This window comes from Bacillus sp. ISL-57, from assembly GCF_018613135.1.
In the GTDB taxonomy this organism is placed as follows: Bacteria; Bacillota; Bacilli; order Bacillales; family DSM-1321; genus Peribacillus; species Peribacillus frigoritolerans.
The window spans coordinates 1-16,729 of sequence record NZ_JAGGQV010000017.1 but is presented as its reverse complement, the minus strand read 5'-3'; the positions used below and the strand labels follow the sequence as shown (position 1 = coordinate 16,729).

At 44.4% G+C, this 16,729-nt stretch carries 16 protein-coding genes and 1 pseudogene; 2 read left to right on the top strand and 15 right to left on the bottom strand.

Going from position 1 to position 16,729, the window contains the following annotated elements; genetic code table 11:
• Nucleotides 1-131: 131 nt before the first annotated feature.
• The 4 genes from J7I90_RS19620 to J7I90_RS19605 form a co-directional block, all read right to left on the bottom strand.
• Nucleotides 132-644 (bottom strand): adenine phosphoribosyltransferase, encoded by a 513-nt coding sequence (locus J7I90_RS19620; RefSeq protein WP_034308789.1) that lies wholly within the window; start codon nt 642-644, stop codon nt 132-134.
• The gene (recJ, locus tag J7I90_RS19615) at nt 635-3,010 is read right to left on the bottom strand and encodes a single-stranded-DNA-specific exonuclease RecJ (protein ID WP_214773400.1); all 2,376 of its coding nucleotides are present in this window, start codon (nt 3,008-3,010) and stop codon (nt 635-637) included. Before recJ ends, J7I90_RS19620 begins: the two co-directional genes overlap by 10 nt.
• Before the next feature lie 145 nt (nt 3,011-3,155).
• The gene (gene secDF, locus J7I90_RS19610) at nt 3,156-5,417 is read right to left on the bottom strand and encodes a protein translocase subunit SecDF (protein ID WP_214773399.1); all 2,262 of its coding nucleotides are present in this window, start codon (nt 5,415-5,417) and stop codon (nt 3,156-3,158) included.
• Nucleotides 5,418-5,612: 195 nt separating this feature from the next.
• Nucleotides 5,613-5,918 carry a post-transcriptional regulator gene (locus J7I90_RS19605; protein ID WP_034308797.1) on the bottom strand — a complete coding sequence of 102 codons (306 nt, stop codon included), beginning with the start codon at nt 5,916-5,918 and terminating at the stop codon, nt 5,613-5,615.
• Between the two features lie 171 nt (nt 5,919-6,089).
• On the opposite strand from J7I90_RS19605, the gene spoVB reads away from it, so the two are divergent.
• On the top strand, nt 6,090-7,652 hold the full coding sequence (spoVB, locus tag J7I90_RS19600) for a stage V sporulation protein B (protein WP_214773398.1): 1,563 nt from the start codon (nt 6,090-6,092) through the stop codon (nt 7,650-7,652).
• 28 nt (nt 7,653-7,680) lie between these two features.
• Here the strand turns inward: spoVB and J7I90_RS19595 are convergent, their stop codons facing one another.
• Entirely contained in the window at nt 7,681-8,361 is a 681-nt protein-coding gene (locus J7I90_RS19595; protein WP_214773397.1) for a DUF421 domain-containing protein, read from the bottom strand.
• Between the two features lie 169 nt (nt 8,362-8,530).
• Between J7I90_RS19595 and J7I90_RS19590 the strand changes: the two genes are divergently transcribed.
• On the top strand, nt 8,531-8,902 hold the full coding sequence (locus tag J7I90_RS19590; protein ID WP_214773396.1) for a TIGR04086 family membrane protein: 372 nt from the start codon (nt 8,531-8,533) through the stop codon (nt 8,900-8,902).
• A 46-nt stretch (nt 8,903-8,948) separates the two neighbouring features.
• Here the strand turns inward: J7I90_RS19590 and yajC are convergent, their stop codons facing one another.
• The 10 genes and pseudogenes from yajC to J7I90_RS19540 form a co-directional block, all read right to left on the bottom strand.
• The gene (gene yajC / locus J7I90_RS19585) at nt 8,949-9,233 is read right to left on the bottom strand and encodes a preprotein translocase subunit YajC (protein WP_214773395.1); all 285 of its coding nucleotides are present in this window, start codon (nt 9,231-9,233) and stop codon (nt 8,949-8,951) included.
• Nucleotides 9,234-9,276: 43 nt separating this feature from the next.
• Complete coding sequence (gene tgt, locus J7I90_RS19580; protein WP_214773493.1) at nt 9,277-10,422, bottom strand: tRNA guanosine(34) transglycosylase Tgt; 1,146 nt, start codon at nt 10,420-10,422, stop codon at nt 9,277-9,279.
• Nucleotides 10,423-10,452: 30 nt separating this feature from the next.
• Nucleotides 10,453-11,481 carry a tRNA preQ1(34) S-adenosylmethionine ribosyltransferase-isomerase QueA gene (gene queA / locus J7I90_RS19575; RefSeq protein WP_063575570.1) on the bottom strand — a complete coding sequence of 343 codons (1,029 nt, stop codon included), beginning with the start codon at nt 11,479-11,481 and terminating at the stop codon, nt 10,453-10,455.
• Nucleotides 11,482-11,519: 38 nt separating this feature from the next.
• Nucleotides 11,520-11,726, bottom strand: coding sequence for a DUF2905 domain-containing protein (locus J7I90_RS19570; RefSeq protein WP_214773394.1), 207 nt, complete (start codon nt 11,724-11,726; stop codon nt 11,520-11,522).
• Complete coding sequence (ruvB, locus tag J7I90_RS19565; protein ID WP_034308811.1) at nt 11,723-12,721, bottom strand: Holliday junction branch migration DNA helicase RuvB; 999 nt, start codon at nt 12,719-12,721, stop codon at nt 11,723-11,725. Before ruvB ends, J7I90_RS19570 begins: the two co-directional genes overlap by 4 nt.
• 11 nt (nt 12,722-12,732) lie before the next feature.
• A complete protein-coding gene (ruvA, locus tag J7I90_RS19560; protein ID WP_214773393.1) occupies nt 12,733-13,347 on the bottom strand; it encodes a Holliday junction branch migration protein RuvA in 615 nt (204 codons plus the stop codon).
• A 330-nt stretch (nt 13,348-13,677) separates the two neighbouring features.
• Nucleotides 13,678-14,187 carry a BofC C-terminal domain-containing protein gene (locus J7I90_RS19555; protein ID WP_396020108.1) on the bottom strand — a complete coding sequence of 170 codons (510 nt, stop codon included), beginning with the start codon at nt 14,185-14,187 and terminating at the stop codon, nt 13,678-13,680.
• A gap of 100 nt (nt 14,188-14,287) precedes the next feature.
• The gene (locus J7I90_RS19550) at nt 14,288-14,887 is read right to left on the bottom strand and encodes a YhcN/YlaJ family sporulation lipoprotein (RefSeq protein ID WP_214773391.1); all 600 of its coding nucleotides are present in this window, start codon (nt 14,885-14,887) and stop codon (nt 14,288-14,290) included.
• Between the two features lie 102 nt (nt 14,888-14,989).
• Entirely contained in the window at nt 14,990-15,937 is a 948-nt protein-coding gene (locus J7I90_RS19545; RefSeq protein ID WP_214773390.1) for a phosphotransferase, read from the bottom strand.
• Nucleotides 15,927-16,729, bottom strand: a pseudogene (locus tag J7I90_RS19540) (hypothetical protein); the annotation flags it as partial. The pseudogene J7I90_RS19540 and the gene J7I90_RS19545, both read right to left, overlap by 11 nt.

The window sequence follows — 16,729 nt, the reverse complement described above, 5'->3', positions numbered from 1 at the left end:
AAGGCAAGGATGTAAAGGGTTAAACGTGTATTTTATTAAGAATAGTGCTTTTTTTCACTGGAAATTCGACAAAATCCAGCTAAAATGGGAAAAACAGAAAGAGGGCACCCTGGTCAGAGTGCCCTCCTTTATTAAAAGCTCATTAATGTCAAGACATCATAGCCGTCTAATTTATCTTTTCCATCCAAGTCAGTCAATTCAATAAGGAAGGCAATTCCGGCTACAATTCCGCCAAGCTGTTCCACCAATTTGATCGTCGCTTCGATTGTTCCCCCGGTAGCAAGCAAATCGTCCGTAATCAGGACACGCTGTCCCGGTTTAATGGCATCTTTATGGATTGTCAATACATCCTTGCCGTATTCTAAACCATATTCGACTTTAATCGTTTCACGTGGAAGTTTTCCTTCTTTTCTCACTGGCGCAAAGCCCACTTCCAATGAGTATGCGACTGGACATCCGATAATGAATCCGCGTGCTTCCGGCCCGACCACCAAGTCGATATTTTTATCGCGAGCATACTCGACGATTTGGTCTGTTGCGTATTTATAAGCTGCGCCGTTATCCATTAATGTTGTAATATCTTTGAAGACGATACCCGGTTTTGGCCAGTCTTGCACAATTGTTACATATTGCTTTAAATCCATTGCTTTGTTTCCTCCTCAAGGTCTGTTGCCTCATGAACTAAATAATGATTGAACCAATCGAATAATTGCTGATAGGAAGAATAAACAAGCTCTTGTTCAAGCTCAAATTGCTCTTTCTTTCTTGTATACGATACAGATTCACTGAGATCGCGTTTTTTCGCATTGGTTGTGAGCATAATTAACCCATTTTCTATTGTAACAAAATCAAGCTCAAAAAACACCTTAGAAATGAAATCCACTGTATCTCTTGACCAGCCGCGATATTTGGCCAGGTCATCGCCATATCTTTTCACATCAAGCGGACCCTTCTTGGCAAGGAAGGCATAAAACCATTTAAAATGATCCCTTGTCGGCATCGTACTTAAGAAATGGTCCTGTTCATGGGAAAGGTGAGCGTAGATACGGGAAGGGTTCTTATTGGCAATCACCCGTTTCAAATATTCCCTGGACGGCGGCATGTCCATGAGTACCAAATGCCCTTCGAAGCAGTCGAGCTGCTCAGCATCCAGTTCATTCTCGATATGAACGAGATCTGGATGGTTCTGCAGAAATGGATATCTGCTATAAATATCTTCCGAGAAAATGACGATCTTCCGGTTTTGTGCAGGAATGTCGGCAAGCCACTTCTCTGCCTGTCCCTTGCCGCGGTAATCGAATAACTGCCAATGGTCCACCGAGACATCCTGGACAAAGATCTGGGGCTTTTTCATATTATTCCACTCATTGATGGAGAGCTCTCCAATCACCGAAACTTCAGCGTGCGGAGCTATTTCATCGACAAAATGACCGAGACCGAAGCCCACACCGTCAAGTTTATGTTTTTCACCATCTTCCAGCTGAACCTTCAAGTGATTTTGGTTGGCACCAATTTTGCGGACACTTGAGAGTTGTACGGAATCTATCAAAATCTTCGGCTTGGGATTCGTAACCCCAAATGGTGCAAGCAAGCTCATTTCCTGAATCGTTTGAACGGAAACTTCAGCTAAAGTCGTAGCACCGTCCAAGTTTGTAATCGGTGTGAAGTCCTCTTCGTTCAGTTCTTCCTTCGCAATCAAGTTCATGCGGTCCCTAAGCTCCTGAACATCTTCTATTTTCAACGTCATTCCAGCTGCCATGGGATGTCCACCGAAATGAGGCAGCATTTCACGGCATTGGGAAAGACTTTGAAAAAGATCGAAACCAACGATGCTCCGGGCAGAACCTTTAGCTAATCCCTTATCCCGATCATAGCTCAATACAATCGTGGGCCGGTAAAAGCGTTCAACAAGTTTAGAGGCGACAATCCCCACAACTCCGGCATTCCAGCCTTCCCTGCCAATGATGAGCACGCCATTGGACTCCGGCGGGAAGTTTTCCTCGACTTCAGCAATCGCTTCCTCAGCCATTGCTGCAACCATTTCCTGCCGCTCTTTATTGATATCGTTGATTTCATTAGCAAGTTCCATTGCTTCTTCCAGATTTGCGGACATCAATAAATCAACAGCGGGATCGGCATCTCCAAGGCGCCCGACAGCATTGATCCTCGGTGCCATTGCAAAGCCGATCGATTCTTCATTCAATGCTTCCTGCTGAACATTCGCCACTTTCATTAACGCAACAAGTCCCGGGCGGCGAGTCAATCGTAACTGCTCTATGCCTTTTGCAGCAATGACGCGGTTTTCTCCTTGTAAAGGCACTAAATCCGCTATCGTGCCGATTGCCGCTATTTCAAGCAAATCCTCAGGCAATTCCCCGAGCAAGGCGTGTGCAAGCTTAAATGCAACCCCTACTCCGGCAAGGTCTTTAAATGGATAGGTACTGTCCTCAAGTTTAGGATGGATGATCGCCAATGCCTCAGGCAGTTGCGGTCCCGGTTCATGGTGATCCGTCAAAATATAATCCATGCCTAGCTCGGCGGCAAGTATCGCTTCAGCGACTGCGGAAATTCCGGTATCGACGGTTATCAATACCTTAACACCTTGCTCGGCTGCAAGGCGGAATGCCATCGGATTCGGACCATATCCTTCTGTAAACCGATTCGGGATATAAAAATCAACATCGGCACCCAATCTCGTCAGCGCCGTCATCATCACGGTGGTCGATGTCACGCCGTCCGCATCATAATCACCGAATATACGTATTTTTTCTCCATTTTGAATCGCTTCTTTTATTCTATATACTGCTTTATCCATATCCTTCAATAAAAATGGGTCATGAAAAGTTTGATTTTTTACAAATAAAAACGATCGGGCACTTTCAATCGTATCCAGGCCTCGATTCACAAGCAGGGCTGCAACCAAAGGTGTGATATGAAGCTCTTCAGCTAGTACAGCAACTTTGTTTTCATCGGCAGTTCGCAAGTTCCACCGGGTTTTTGGCTTTAACATTTATTCACCCCTCAACCTACTCATTATACAAAACGAATATACCAGTTTCAATTTTATTTTAAACTCATAATTGGCTGTAATTCCCTATTCCATAAGCTAGTTCAACAAAAAGAAGGCTGGCAACACGCCAGCCCCCTTTCACCTATTAAACTTGTCCTTCAAGACTTTGTTTCTTTTCTTTTGCGGTATTCAGAGGACCTTTCTTCTTCAATTCCCTGATTTTTAAATCAAGCCAGAATTGGGAAGCGATCAATAGCGATGAATACACACCGCATATTAAACCGATAAACAGGGCAATGGAGAAGTTACGGATAGCTTCACTGCCGAAGATCATCAACGCGATGACCGTAATGAGAACGGTGAGAACCGTATTAATGGATCTCGTCAGCGTTTGCCTGATACTGATGTTCACAATGTTCTCCAGTTCTTCGACGGTTTTAATTTTACGGCTGAAGCGCAGGTTTTCACGAATACGGTCAAAGGTTACGATCGTATCATTGATCGAATAACCGACGATCGTCAGAACCGCAGCAATGAAGGTGATATCCACTTCGAGCCGGAGCAAGCTGAAAATCGTGATGATGAAGAATGCATCATGTATCAGCGCAACCACGGCTGGTACAGCCATTCGCCATTCAAATCGTATCGATACATACAATATGATTCCGATTGAGGCAATCGCTAACGCAACCATGGCATTTTTCGCAAGCTCTTTTCCTACTGTCGGTGATACGGTGCTGACATTCGGTTCTGCTCCGTGATCTTTCTTGAAATGGTCCTTCAATTCAGCAATCTCTTGCTTATCGAGGACACCGACTGTCCGAACGACAGCATTTTTATTGTCTTGTCCAGCGAGCCTGACATCCTTGATATCATCTTCGTCGATACCGACCTTTTTCATTTCGGTTTTGACTTGCTGAGTCGTCAAGACGTCTTTGGACGCAATCTCGATTCGGGTACCGCTCGTGAAATCAATCCCAAGATTCAATCTGAAGACGAGCAGGAAGATGATCCCGATAATGGTAACACCGATTGAAATGCCGTAAAAAACTTTCCGATGTTTCACGAAATCGATTTTATCAAAGCGTGTTGGCAATGACATTAAATCCATTTTCTCGGATAAATCGTGAATATTTTTCTTCTTCACGCCAAACCATCCCGTACGTTTGTCCAGGAACCCGCTATTCACCCACAGGCTCATGAACAGGCGTGTACCATAAACGGCAGTAATGAAACTCATTAAGATCGAAATGATCAAAGTGGTGGCAAACCCTTTAACCGAACTTGTTCCGTAATAGAACAATACGGCCGCAGCCAGCAGGGTCGTTAAGTTGGCATCCGTGATTGTAGCAAGTGAATTCTTGGTACCTTCTTTATATGCTGCCTTAACCGATCTGCCAAGTTTCAATTCATCCCTGATTCGCTCATAGGTTATGATATTGGCGTCGACAGCCATCCCGACCCCGAGTACCAATGCCGCAATACCTGGGAGCGTGAGCACCGCATTCATCCAATCAAACACTAATAGCGTCAAGAAAATGTAGATGCTTAAGGTGACGACTGCAATGAATCCCGGGAAGCGGTAATACACAAGCATGAAGATGAAAACAAGTGCAATTCCGATGATTCCCGCAAAAATGGTATCATTCAATGCTCCTGCACCGAATTGGGCACCTACTGAAGTGGAGTACTTTTCTTTCAAATCTACAGGCAGGGCACCTGCATTCAGAAGGGCTGCAAGCTCTTTCGCTTCTTCCACCGTGAATTGACCGGTAATATACACCTTCTTCGTATTGAAAACTTCACTGACAGCTGGAGCTGAAATCATATTGTCTTGTGAAGAGGTATCCTTAATGGAATCTTTTCCTTCCTCGAAATCCAGCCAGATTGCCAGTACATTTGTCGGACTTTCCATCGAGGAGATTTTTTGAGTGATTTCTTTAAACTTATTCACGTCTTTCAGCGTGACTTCGACAACCGGTTTATTATCTTGGAACGTTTGTTTCGCGCCGCCTTCTTTCAGGTCGGCACCGGTCATCATTTCCTTATCGTTATAATCACGGAAGGATAATTTAGCTTGTGTAGAAAGGATTTCCCGAGCGTTGTTTTGGTCTTTGACCCCAGCCAATTGTACGCGGATCCGGTCTTTCCCTTCTATTTGAATGTTAGGCTCGCTAACGCCCAACACATTGACACGCCGCTCAAGTGAGCTTACTGTAGCCCGTAAAACGTCCGGGGTGATTTTTTCCCCTGACAGCGGTTTTACTTCATATAACACTTCAAAACCGCCTTGAAGATCAAGACCCAGCTTGATATCCTTTAGGATTCCTTTTGAAGTTGTCCCCATCGCTGCGAAAATCAAAAGTGCGATTAGAAAAAACGCAACGATCCTGCTTCTTTTTACCATTATGTAGTAGGCCCCTTTCTATAATACGCCTGTTCCTGAAGTTAAAAAAATGTCATTTTTGTTTATATGATAACTGCATACCCTTTGCTTTTTGAGAAAAAAGACACAGCTTTCCATACTTTTTCCAAAAAAAAGCATAACCATATCTATTATGAGTCATATACAAACAGCTGTCAATTTAAGTATATCTTTGCGTTATTCTTTCAAAAGCTCCTTCAGTTCCTCTTCGGAAAGCGGCTCGAATAGGTTCGGTGATTTATAAGCTTCGACCATTTGGAAGGTCATGAACTGGTTGCTCGAAAATGTCACGATATCTGCGACAAGTTCATGAAGGTGAATGTTTTCCTGCGGGCGTTTCCATTTATTTTTGGTTAAGGTTCCCCATATGTCTTCCTCTGTTACGGCATTCAATCCGACCATTTGGAATTCCTCACGCTTACTCTTCAAAAATGGACGCACCTTTAAATAATACCTTTGATAGGGATGATTCTTTTTTGCCATCACTTTGCCTCCAATAAAATGATTCTCAAATGAATGCGCATTTTCTTAGAAGGGGTTTCTTATCATTTGTTAGAACGCAAACAAACACTTTTGTCATGCTTTGTCCAAGTACAAGCATATAGATAATTGTATAGCATAACCGCTTTTTTGAGAAGGCAGGGAGGGAGTTCAATGTCCAAATTTTTAAAAGGGACGCTGATTTTATTAATCGCAAGCCTGATTACAAGGGTTCTTGGTTTCATTAACCGTATTGTCATCGCCCGCTTCATCGGCGAAGAAGGCGTTGGTTTATATATGATGGCTTTACCGACACTCTTTCTCGTCGTGAACATAACCCAGTTAGGCCTGCCAATCGCCATTTCGAAATACGTGGCCGAGGCCAATGCCAGAGGTGATGAACGGAAAATCAAGAAAATCCTTGTCGTCTCTTTGGCCTGCACCTTTACTCTATCGATGGTTTTCACTCCTGCGATGCTGCTTTTCGCGCCGGTTCTATCAGAATACCTATTCACGGACGAACGGACGATATGGCCTCTCATGGCGATTGCCCCAATCGTCCCGATCATCGCCATTTCATCCGTACTGCGCGGTTATTTCCAAGGCAAGCAAAATATGAAGCCTTTCGCCTTCTCGCAAGTTATCGAACAGGTGGCCCGAATCACTTTCATAGCCGTCCTGACCAAGGCCTTTTTGCCATATGGAATCGAATATGCAGCAGCCGGGGCAATGCTTGCATCGATTATCGGTGAGCTCGTCTCTCTCATTTACTTATTGACCAGCTTTAAAGTAAAGAAACATTTTAAGTTCAGAAAGGGTTTCTTCAAGAATGTCAAATCCGGAAAAGGAACGTTCACCGAATTGATGGGGATTGCCCTTCCTACCACCGGGAGCAGGATGATTGGATCGGTATCATGGTTTTTCGAACCGATCGTGGTCGCCCAGAGTTTAGCACTTGCAGGAGTCACCGCTTCCGCAGCCACCAGTCAGTACGGGGAGTTGACTGGATACGCTCTGCCTTTACTCATGCTTCCTTCCTTCGTTACATCATCATTGGCGACGGCGCTTGTCCCGGCAGTGAGCGAAGCCCGAACGACCGGAAACTTTTTACTCGTTGAACACAGGCTTCAACAAGCCCTGAAAATCACCTTTATCACAGGCTGTTTAGCTATCGTCATTCTGTTCATCTTTGCCGAACCGATCTTGCAAGTCATGTACGGATCTTCGCATGCTGCCGTTTTCATTAAATTCCTGGCACCTTTTTTCATCCTTTATTATTTTCAATATCCGCTGCAATCCATGCTGCAAGCACTGGACCTTGCAAAGGCCGCCATGTTCAACAGCCTGGCTGGGAACATCCTTAAAATCGGTGTGATCTGGCTGCTGGCTTCAAAGGAAAGTTTCGGGATCATGGGAGCCGCAATCGGGATAGCCGTCGGTACGATGCTCGTTACTTTCCTGCATTTTTCAACCGTGCTGAAGGTCGTCCCTTTCACGCTTCATTTCCGAAGCTATATGTCTGCTCTGGTCCTTGCGTTAATTTCAGGATGGGGCGGTTATTATCTTTATCAATTCCCGCTTTCTTCACAACCTATCGGCATACGGCTTTTGCTTTCCGTAACCGTCGTTATCCTGCTGTTCACATTTTTCCTGCTCATGACCGGCAGCATAAAAAAGGCCGATCTGATCAGGATTCCTGTAGTTGGCGGCTTTTTGTCAAAATTGGCTTGGAAATAAAGTGAACCGAAGCACTCAAAGGCTTCGGTCATTTCTTTATTTCATTTTTATCGATGTAAAATTGGCCATCTATGTACCCGCAAATCGAAATCTCTTTAACCTTCGTGTCTCCATGTTCCTTTAACTGATTCAAAAGCCAAACATGATTTTTTCCAATTTTATCAAGATTTTTTTCTTGTATCTCTCCGTCGACAATCAGCGGGAATGGTACCTGATTTTCCACTCCTTCTTCGTCGCTTTTTTTAATCACTGAGAGCTTTCCTGAAGTTTCAAGGATGGCAAATTGCACTTCGTTTATATCAATAATTCCTTGTTCACGAAGTTGCGTCAATAAGTCATCAAAATTATATCGTTGTCTGCGCATCGCCTTTTCATCTATTTTCCCCTGATTAATGATGATCTGCGGCTTACCGTCCATGAAATAGCGAAATCGAACACTTTTCAATGAGGCAAATGCCAATGTGATTTGGAGGAACGCGAGAACAAACATCGGGATAGTCTGTCGGATAAACGGTTTTTCCAAATCTTCAAAGGATAGCACAGCAATGTCCCCTATCATGATGGAAACCACTAAATCAAGAACGCTCAGTTCCCCAACTTCCCGCTTACCCATCATTCGAAAAAGGAACCAGATGACCAGATAGATTATCGCCGTTCGTAATATAATCCCTAGATAAATATCCAATTCAACAACACTTCCTTCATCCATAGCATGGCTTGGGAACTGATAAATTACTCTATAATCTTTTCTAATTTTACGGGAAGCTTCTTAAACCTGGTCTAAAGGTTCGATATCGGGAATATGCTTGTACAAACACATAAACAGGCTATACGTATCAGCCTTTTAAAAAGGAGGAATACCCATCGAAACTAAAAAAATGAGTGTCGCCGTAATTTATGGCGTAGGCTCCATCTTTGCCATAGCGATGATTGCTAGTTTAATCGTTTCCACCCTTCTTCGCTTTACTTCATTGACGGAATCATCCCTGACATACGTGGTCATGATCGTGTCCTTTTTATCGCTGTTCATTGGTGGATTCATATCAGGAGGCAAAGGGCAAAAGCAAGGACTATTCTTGGGCGGAAGCACTGGGCTGCTTTATCTGTTGGTCGTGTTCCTTTTTCAATATTTAGGTCACGATGCCCTTTTCACCATCAAGCAATGGATATACTATGGCTGTTTTGTGGTTACGGCCATGATGGGTGGCGTTCTTGGGGTCAACATGAGTTCCGACTCACGCTCCGATTAAAATTAGACAGCAAAAAACCGGGCACATGGCCCGGTTTTCGTTTGTTTTATAGGGATGTTTCTTTATTCGGTGCGCTTTCCGTAATTTCACGGATTGCTGCACGGTCAAAAGTAAGTTTTGTGCCGTCTGGTGATTTAATGACGATTTGCAGTTCATCGATTGCATCGATTGTCCCGTGCATGCCGCCGATAGTAGCAACTTTATCACCTTTTTTCAAACTGCTTTGCATGTTTTGCGTAGCCTTTTGGCGTTTTTGCTGCGGACGGATCAATAAGAAATAGAACAATACGAACATTAAAATCAACGGAAGTATTTGTGCTAAAGAACCCATTTAAGTATATTCACTCCTTTCGTTCATTAAAATATTTATGGAATTAGAAGTTTCTCGCATTTGGTTCATTGAAACCATACTGCTCAAAAAACTCTTCCCTAAAGTCTCCAAGACGATCTTCTCGAATAGCTTGTCTGACCTGTTCCATCAAGTTTAACAGAAAATGAAGATTGTGGTAAGTCGTAAGGCGAATTCCAAAGGTTTCTTCACATTTAATCAAATGGCGGATATATGCCCGGCTATAATTCTTGCAAACATGGCAATCGCAATTTTCATCGATTGGACCAAAATCGCGTGCATACTTCGCATTTTTTACAACCAGCCGTCCATTACTCGTCATGAGCGTACCATTACGCGCGATTCGCGTCGGCAGTACACAGTCAAACATATCAACACCGCGGAGTGCACCGTCGATCAATGAGTCCGGTGAACCGACCCCCATAAGATAGCGCGGTTTGTCAGATGGCAGCAGCGGAGTTGTAAACTCAAGGACGCGGTTCATGATATCCTTCGGTTCCCCTACAGATAGTCCTCCAATAGCATAACCCGGGAAGTCAAGGGAGACAAGGTCTTTTGCACTTTGTTTGCGAAGATTTTCAAACTCCCCGCCTTGAACGATTCCGAACAGCCCTTGGTCATTTGGACGCTCATGCGCATTCAAACAGCGTTCCGCCCAGCGCGTTGTCCGTTCAACCGACTTCTTCATATACTCTTCAGTCGCCGGAAATGGCGGACATTCATCAAAGGCCATCATGATATCGGAGCCAAGCGCATTTTGTATTTCCATCGCTTTTTCCGGAGATAGAAATAATTTATCGCCATTCAGATGGTTCCTGAAATGCACACCCTCTTCTTCAATTTTGCGGAACTCGCTTAAACTGAAGACTTGAAAGCCGCCTGAGTCGGTCAAAATCGCCCGATCCCAGTTCATGAACTTATGCAATCCGCCAGCTTCCTTGATGATTTCATGCCCCGGACGCAGCCATAGGTGGTACGTATTGCTCAGGATGATGCCTGCCCCCATTTGTTTCAAATCTTCCGGGGACATCGTTTTGACAGTAGCCATCGTTCCAACCGGCATAAATGCCGGCGTTTCAAAAGAACCATGCGGCGTATGGACCCGGCCTAGCCGTGCCCCTGTCTGTTTACATGTTTTGATTAACTCATATCGTATTGCAGTCAACGCAATAACTCCCTTCAAGAGCTTCTCACTCTTATATTACTTAATTAACATTGCATCTCCAAAACTAAAGAACCTATATTTTTCTTCCACAGCCGTTTCATAGGCATGAAGGACATGCTCCCTGCCTGCAAGTGCAGAAATAAGCATGATTAAAGTCGATTTAGGCAAATGGAAGTTCGTTATCATCGCATCGATCCCCTTGAACTCATAGCCAGGATAAATGAAGATGCTCGTCCAGCCATTCTCTTCCTTGAAAACCCCATCATTGCGGGACGCAATCGTTTCCAATGTCCTTGTGGACGTAGTGCCGACCGTAATGATTTTCCCGCCTTTTTCCTTTACGTCATTCAGTAATCTGGCAGTGCCTTCCGTCATTTGATAAAATTCCGAATGCATTTCATGGCTGTCAATATCGTCGACGCTTACCGGACGGAATGTTCCAAGCCCGACATGCAGCGTGATGAAGGCGATGTGGACACCCATCCCTTTAAGTTTCTCAAGCAAATCCTCCGTAAAATGCAGACCAGCGGTTGGTGCCGCTGCAGATCCCCGTTCCCGCGCATAAACGGTTTGATAGCGGTCCTGATCATCGAGTTGCTCCTTGATGTATGGAGGTAACGGCATTTCGCCCAGCTTCTCCAGTATTTCATAAAATATGCCATCATATTTAAATTCAAGGATACGGCCGCCATGCTCGAGTACACCTGTACAGACGGCACTCAGCTTACCATCGCCGAAAACGATCGTCGAGCCTTCCTTAATCCGTTTGGCCGGCTTCACAAGCGTTTCCCAGACATCATCATGCTCTTGCTTAAGCAGCAATACTTCGATCTTTGCTCCCGTCCCTTCTTTACTGCCGTATAGTCGGGCCGGAAGCACTTTTGTATCATTCAACACCAGGCAATCTCCCGGTTTGATATATTCCGTGATATGGCTGAATACATCATGCTGGAGCTTACCGGTTTCTTTGTCCAGTACCATCAATCTACTTGCTTCCCTATCCTCCAAAGGAACTTGTGCAATCAGTTCCTCCGGTAAATGAAAATCAAACATATCCAATTTCATCTGTTCCACTTCCTTACGTGTCTATCAAGCTGTAATCATTATTTAAAACGGCCGATCAAATAAAAAATCGCGGACAACACAACACTGACGATGATTGATGTAACGATAGGAAAGTAAAAAGTCGTATTCCCCTTTTTCAGAAAAATATCTCCCGGCAGCCTGCCGAGATGAACATATTTCATCGCAAAACCAATCACGAATATAACCACACCCAGAATCATGACCATCTTTGGTATATTCATCATTCAGGCATCTCCATTCCGAAATGCTCATAAACAAGCTGTGTTGCCATCCGGCCTCTAGGGGTACGCTGAAGAAAACCGACTTGCAACAGATATGGTTCATACACATCTTCGATCGTATGTGCCTCTTCGCCAATGGTTGCCGCAATCGTTTCCAGGCCCACTGGCCCGCCACGGAATTTTTCAATGATCCCTTTAAGTAATTTATGGTCAATATGATCGAGTCCTAAACGGTCGACCTGCATTAATTCAAGCGCATAATCGGCAAGCTCTGCCGTTATCGTCCCATCACCGCGCACCTGGGCGAAATCCCTGACCCTCCGTAAAAGGCGATTGGCAATTCTCGGGGTGCCCCTTGACCTTCTTGCAAGCTCTGCCGCTGCTTGATCATCCATTTCCGTATCCATGATTCTTGCTGTACGGATGATGATATCAGTCAAATGGTTTTCCGTATAATATTCAAGACGGCTCAAAACACCAAATCGGTCCCTGAGCGGTGCAGACAGCGAGCCTGCCCGTGTCGTGGCCCCTACGAGGGTGAACGGCGGCAAGTCGATCCTGATCGATCGGGCTTCCGGTCCCTTACCGACTACTATATCCAGACAAAAGTCCTCCATAGCCGGATATAGCACTTCCTCAACGACACGGGGAAGACGGTGAATCTCATCAATGAACAATACATCACCTGGTTCAAGTGCACTCAAAATGGCCGCCAGATCTCCCGGCCGCTCAATGGCGGGACCGGAAGTCGTGCGGATATTTACACCCATTTCATTGGCGATGATGACGGCAAGCGTCGTCTTGCCAAGACCAGGCGGTCCATATAAAAGTACATGATCGAGCGTTTCTTCACGCATCCTTGCCGCCTCGATGTATACACTCAAATTCGCTTTCACTTTATCCTGTCCGATATATTGCTTTAAGTTTTGCGGCCGCAGGCTTTGTTCAAAGGACAGTTCGTTCAAATCGGCTTCCTGATTGAATATTCTCTCCTCCATTGCGCCACTCCTTATCTTAACATCATTTGCAATGATTTCTTAATATATTGCTCGGTCGTCATATCTTCAGCCTGCAATTTCTTGGCAACCTTTTGAACTTCCTTTTCAGAATAACCAAGAGCCTTCAATGCAAGAATGGCTTCATCCAATTCCTCCGAATAACCATTTGGACTGATTGCAGCCGTGACTCCTTCGTTAAACAAGCTTGGAAACGCATCCGGTATAATGTTCTCCAGTTTCCCTTTTAAGTCGAGAATCATTTGCCGTGCCGTTTTCTTTCCGACTCCCGGGAATTTCACCAAAAATGATTCATCTTCATTTTCGATCGCCTGTACCACTTGATCAACCTGGCCTGATGCCAATATGGCTAGAGCACCCTTCGGCCCGATTCCGGTTACATTCAATAATTTTGTGAATAACGCCTTTTCTTGACGAGTCTGAAATCCGTATAATGCCACCAAATCCTCACGAACATAATGATACAGGAAAACTTGGATTTCTTTCTGGTATTGAGCGGAAAAAATAAAAGGATTCGGCGTCATCACTTGATATCCGATCCCCCCATTTTCCACAACTATGTATTCAGGTCCGATATAATCGACCTTGCCTTTTATATAATCATACAAATTAATTCTCTCCCTGATTTTGCTGTACCTCTCATTTTATCATAAAAAGGGGTGTTGTTCATTAAAAGTTATTTCATATTCGGCAAAGTCTATCCACAAGGAATTCCGAGTGTCACCTCAAAGCTAAAACAAAGTTGATTGAAACAGGCGTGCAAGACTTGCGTCCAAGGGAGACCCGACTGGCGCAAAAGCGCCAAGGGTGGAACGCTCGCGGAAAGCGAGTGCCCACAGTGGAAATCAACGGTAATGGTAAACACCAAAAAAACTGCAGACAACTCCATTACTATCGAGTTTTAGTCTACAGTCTGAAGGATGGGATATCATCCCACCCTAGTTTACCGAATATGGCTCATATTCTTTAATGAGCTGTTTATATTGGTCTTTATTCATGATTGGAATCCCTTTTTGCAGTTCCTCCTGCTTGTATGCTTCAAGTTTACCAACGTCTATTTGGTAGAATGTATGAATGATCTTGGCGTGCTCAGGCCTTCCAATAAAAATGGATAATGTACCATCTTCCCTCATCCCAAGGTAACCATTCGCTTTTAACAGCGGAGATATGTCATTCTCAATTTTCTTCATGACAATCTGCTCTTCACTTTGATCGACTACTTGCCATCCTTCATATTTTGCCCAAAAGTCCTCCATCGACCAAATTGTTTCTGTCAATTTCTCTTCACTTAACTCGCCATCCAAATACATACGCTGAAGAATGACCTTCCTTTCAATGGGATCATTTTCCTTTTGAACGGTTTCTTCCGCAAAAACGGTCAAGCAAAATGGCAATATGAAAAGTGCCATGAAAAATTGGATTCTAAATTGATTAAACAATATACTCACCTCTTAAGGCGTTTACTTTTTATGTAGTTTGACCCAAATAAGGATTATTAACCAGAAAAAAATCAAAAAGAGCTGACTCCAAGTCGGGTCAGCCCACAAATTATTTTAAGTGATTTTCGTGGATGTTAAGGTTATCGAACATGTCATTGGCATCCAAAATGATCATTTCCCTCGTATCGCCATCCCGAAGATTATTATCAAGTGTCATCGTCCTGAAGTAGACACCTTCATCGGTGGTTACATATAGGGTACGGCCATTGGTAAGCGGTCCGATCTCCTTTTTGATTCTTTGTTTAACATCTTTTGCTTGGCTATAGTCATCAAGCAGCAAGGCTACCAGCATTTCATCTTGCATGATGATTGTCCTGGCATCGCTAACCGGCTCCACTTTATTGGCGACACCATTTACTCTGTCGGCTAAAGAACCTTCATAAGAATTATAATAAGATGATTTTGCCTTTAGCGGCTTACTTTCATGTCCATGGTAGTTACGGTCACTCTTACTGTACGCATCATCTTTATTGTATAAACCATGCACCATATTCTCATAATTGATGTTTCGCACCAATGCATCTTTTTCATGGTACCCTGTATCATTCGTGATATTTTCATTTTCCGCTGTATCATTATTAGCACATCCAACCAAACTGACGGCGGCCAATACCGTACAAAGTGGCTGTGCCCATTTTATTTTCTGCACCAATAACCCTCCCATTGCAATAGAATGAGCTATATTCCGCTCATAATTAGCATGGGTGTCGAACGGGAAATGTACTCTGTAAGATACGGCCAAAAACCCGTTTTAATTCCTATTAAGGGAAGAAATCCTTTTCTCCAATTTTTCATTCATCTCCATTCGCTCCGAAAAACCTTCCACGGTCATTTTCCAGACCGAATGAAGCTGGGAAGAACTTTTATTAAGGCGATTCCATTCACGGAAGATATCGGTAGGGTATGTTAAAGCATATAAAAAAGCCAGGTCTGACTGATACCTTTGCAATTGCGGCACTTCCCACAGCTCGTTGGCCGCATCTTCCAGTTGTGGCGAAATTCGATTTGCATACTGTAAATAATCAATGCACCTTGGGGCACTTGCCATTAAGTCAAAATCGATTAAAGTCAACGTGCCGTCCGCTCTCCGCAAGAAATTATGGTGGGCACAATCACCATGAATGATGACTTTCTTTTCCTTATCCCATAAAGACTGATATTTATCAAACCCCTCTAGTGACCATTCCCCCCATCTAATCCATTCCTTGATAATATCTTCGGAAACATATTGGCGAACATAAGAAAAGTTCTTTTTAAATAGTGATAAGCGTTCTTTCCACTTTTTTGATTGATTGAACATAGGCGCGTTAATGGAGAGATTTTCCGACACATCATGGAAGCTTTCCAGTAACTCAATGCCTTCTAAGCGGTCCTTATCATTGGAAAACCTGAATTTTTTCTTGTTCGGCGGAAAATAGTCCATACTGCCATACCACTTCCCTTTAAATTGAAAGGGCATTAAATGCTGATGAATATAATACGTTTGATGAAATCCCTTTTGTTTTAATAAAGAAGTCAGTTCTCTTTGTCGATCCCATTTTTCAAAACTGTCAAATCCTTTAAGGATCACTGAATGACCTTTTTCAAAAGTTATTAAATAGACACTGCTTTGGATATGGTGGACATTCTTTGGCTTACGATTTAAATAAGAGAGGAGACGAGTGTTAAAAACACTGTCTCCTTGATGATTAGTAGTCATCGCTTTCATCTACATATGTCGGTATCCCAAATGTTTCAGGTGCACGAACGCCCCCGAATTGGCCTGGTTGGCCTCCCATTTGTCCAGGTAACATAGCTTCTGGTTGCCCCCCAAGCTGCCCGCGCATCATGTCCGGCTGACCACCAAATTGTCCCGGCATCATTCCTGGTTGACCTCCGTTTTGACCACCCATCATCATGTCCGGCTGACCGCCAAATTGTCCCGGCATCATCATACCTGGCTGGCCTCCGTTTTGGCCGCCCATCATCATGCCTGGCTGACCTCCGTTTTGACCACCCATCATCATGTCCGGCTGACCGCCAAATTGTCCCGGCATCATCATGCCTGGCTGGCCTCCATTTTGGCCGCCCATCATCATGCCTGGTTGGCCTCCGTTTTGACCGCCCATCATCATGCCTGGCTGGCCTCCGTTTTGACCGCCCATCATCATGCCTGGCTGGCCTCCGTTTTGACTGCCCATCATCCCTGGAGGACCTCCTATTTGCATCTCCTTTATGCCTGGCTGAAATCCATTTTGACCGCCCATCATCATACCTGGTGGCTGACCTCCGTTTTGACCGCCCATCATCATGCCTGGTGGCTGGCCTCCGTTTTGGCCGCCCATCATCATGCCTGGCTGGCTTCCGTTTTGGCCGCCCATCATCATGCCTGGTGGCTGGCCTCCGTTTTGGCCGCCCATCATCATGCCTGGTGGCTGGCCTCCGTTTTGGCCGCCCATCATCATGCCTGGTGGCTGGCCTCCGTTTTGGCCGCCCATCATCATGCCTGGTG

What these genes read in the sequence shown, in the direction of transcription:
- J7I90_RS19595 (WP_214773397.1), bottom strand. Translation starts at nt 8,361, where the DNA reads ATGGATGAAGGAAGTGTTGTTGAATTGGATATTTATCTAGGGATTATA.
- J7I90_RS19620 (WP_034308789.1), bottom strand. Translation starts at nt 644, where the DNA reads ATGGATTTAAAGCAATATGTAACAATTGTGCAAGACTGGCCAAAACCG.
- recJ (WP_214773400.1), bottom strand. Translation starts at nt 3,010, where the DNA reads ATGTTAAAGCCAAAAACCCGGTGGAACTTGCGAACTGCCGATGAAAAC.
- yajC (WP_214773395.1), bottom strand. Translation starts at nt 9,233, where the DNA reads ATGGGTTCTTTAGCACAAATACTTCCGTTGATTTTAATGTTCGTATTG.
- ruvB (WP_034308811.1), bottom strand. Translation starts at nt 12,721, where the DNA reads ATGGAGGAGAGAATATTCAATCAGGAAGCCGATTTGAACGAACTGTCC.
- J7I90_RS19545 (WP_214773390.1), bottom strand. Translation starts at nt 15,937, where the DNA reads ATGACTACTAATCATCAAGGAGACAGTGTTTTTAACACTCGTCTCCTC.
- spoVB (WP_214773398.1), top strand. Translation starts at nt 6,090, where the DNA reads ATGTCCAAATTTTTAAAAGGGACGCTGATTTTATTAATCGCAAGCCTG.
- secDF (WP_214773399.1), bottom strand. Translation starts at nt 5,417, where the DNA reads ATGGTAAAAAGAAGCAGGATCGTTGCGTTTTTTCTAATCGCACTTTTG.
- J7I90_RS19605 (WP_034308797.1), bottom strand. Translation starts at nt 5,918, where the DNA reads ATGGCAAAAAAGAATCATCCCTATCAAAGGTATTATTTAAAGGTGCGT.
- J7I90_RS19570 (WP_214773394.1), bottom strand. Translation starts at nt 11,726, where the DNA reads ATGATGAATATACCAAAGATGGTCATGATTCTGGGTGTGGTTATATTC.
- J7I90_RS19590 (WP_214773396.1), top strand. Translation starts at nt 8,531, where the DNA reads ATGAGTGTCGCCGTAATTTATGGCGTAGGCTCCATCTTTGCCATAGCG.
- queA (WP_063575570.1), bottom strand. Translation starts at nt 11,481, where the DNA reads ATGAAATTGGATATGTTTGATTTTCATTTACCGGAGGAACTGATTGCA.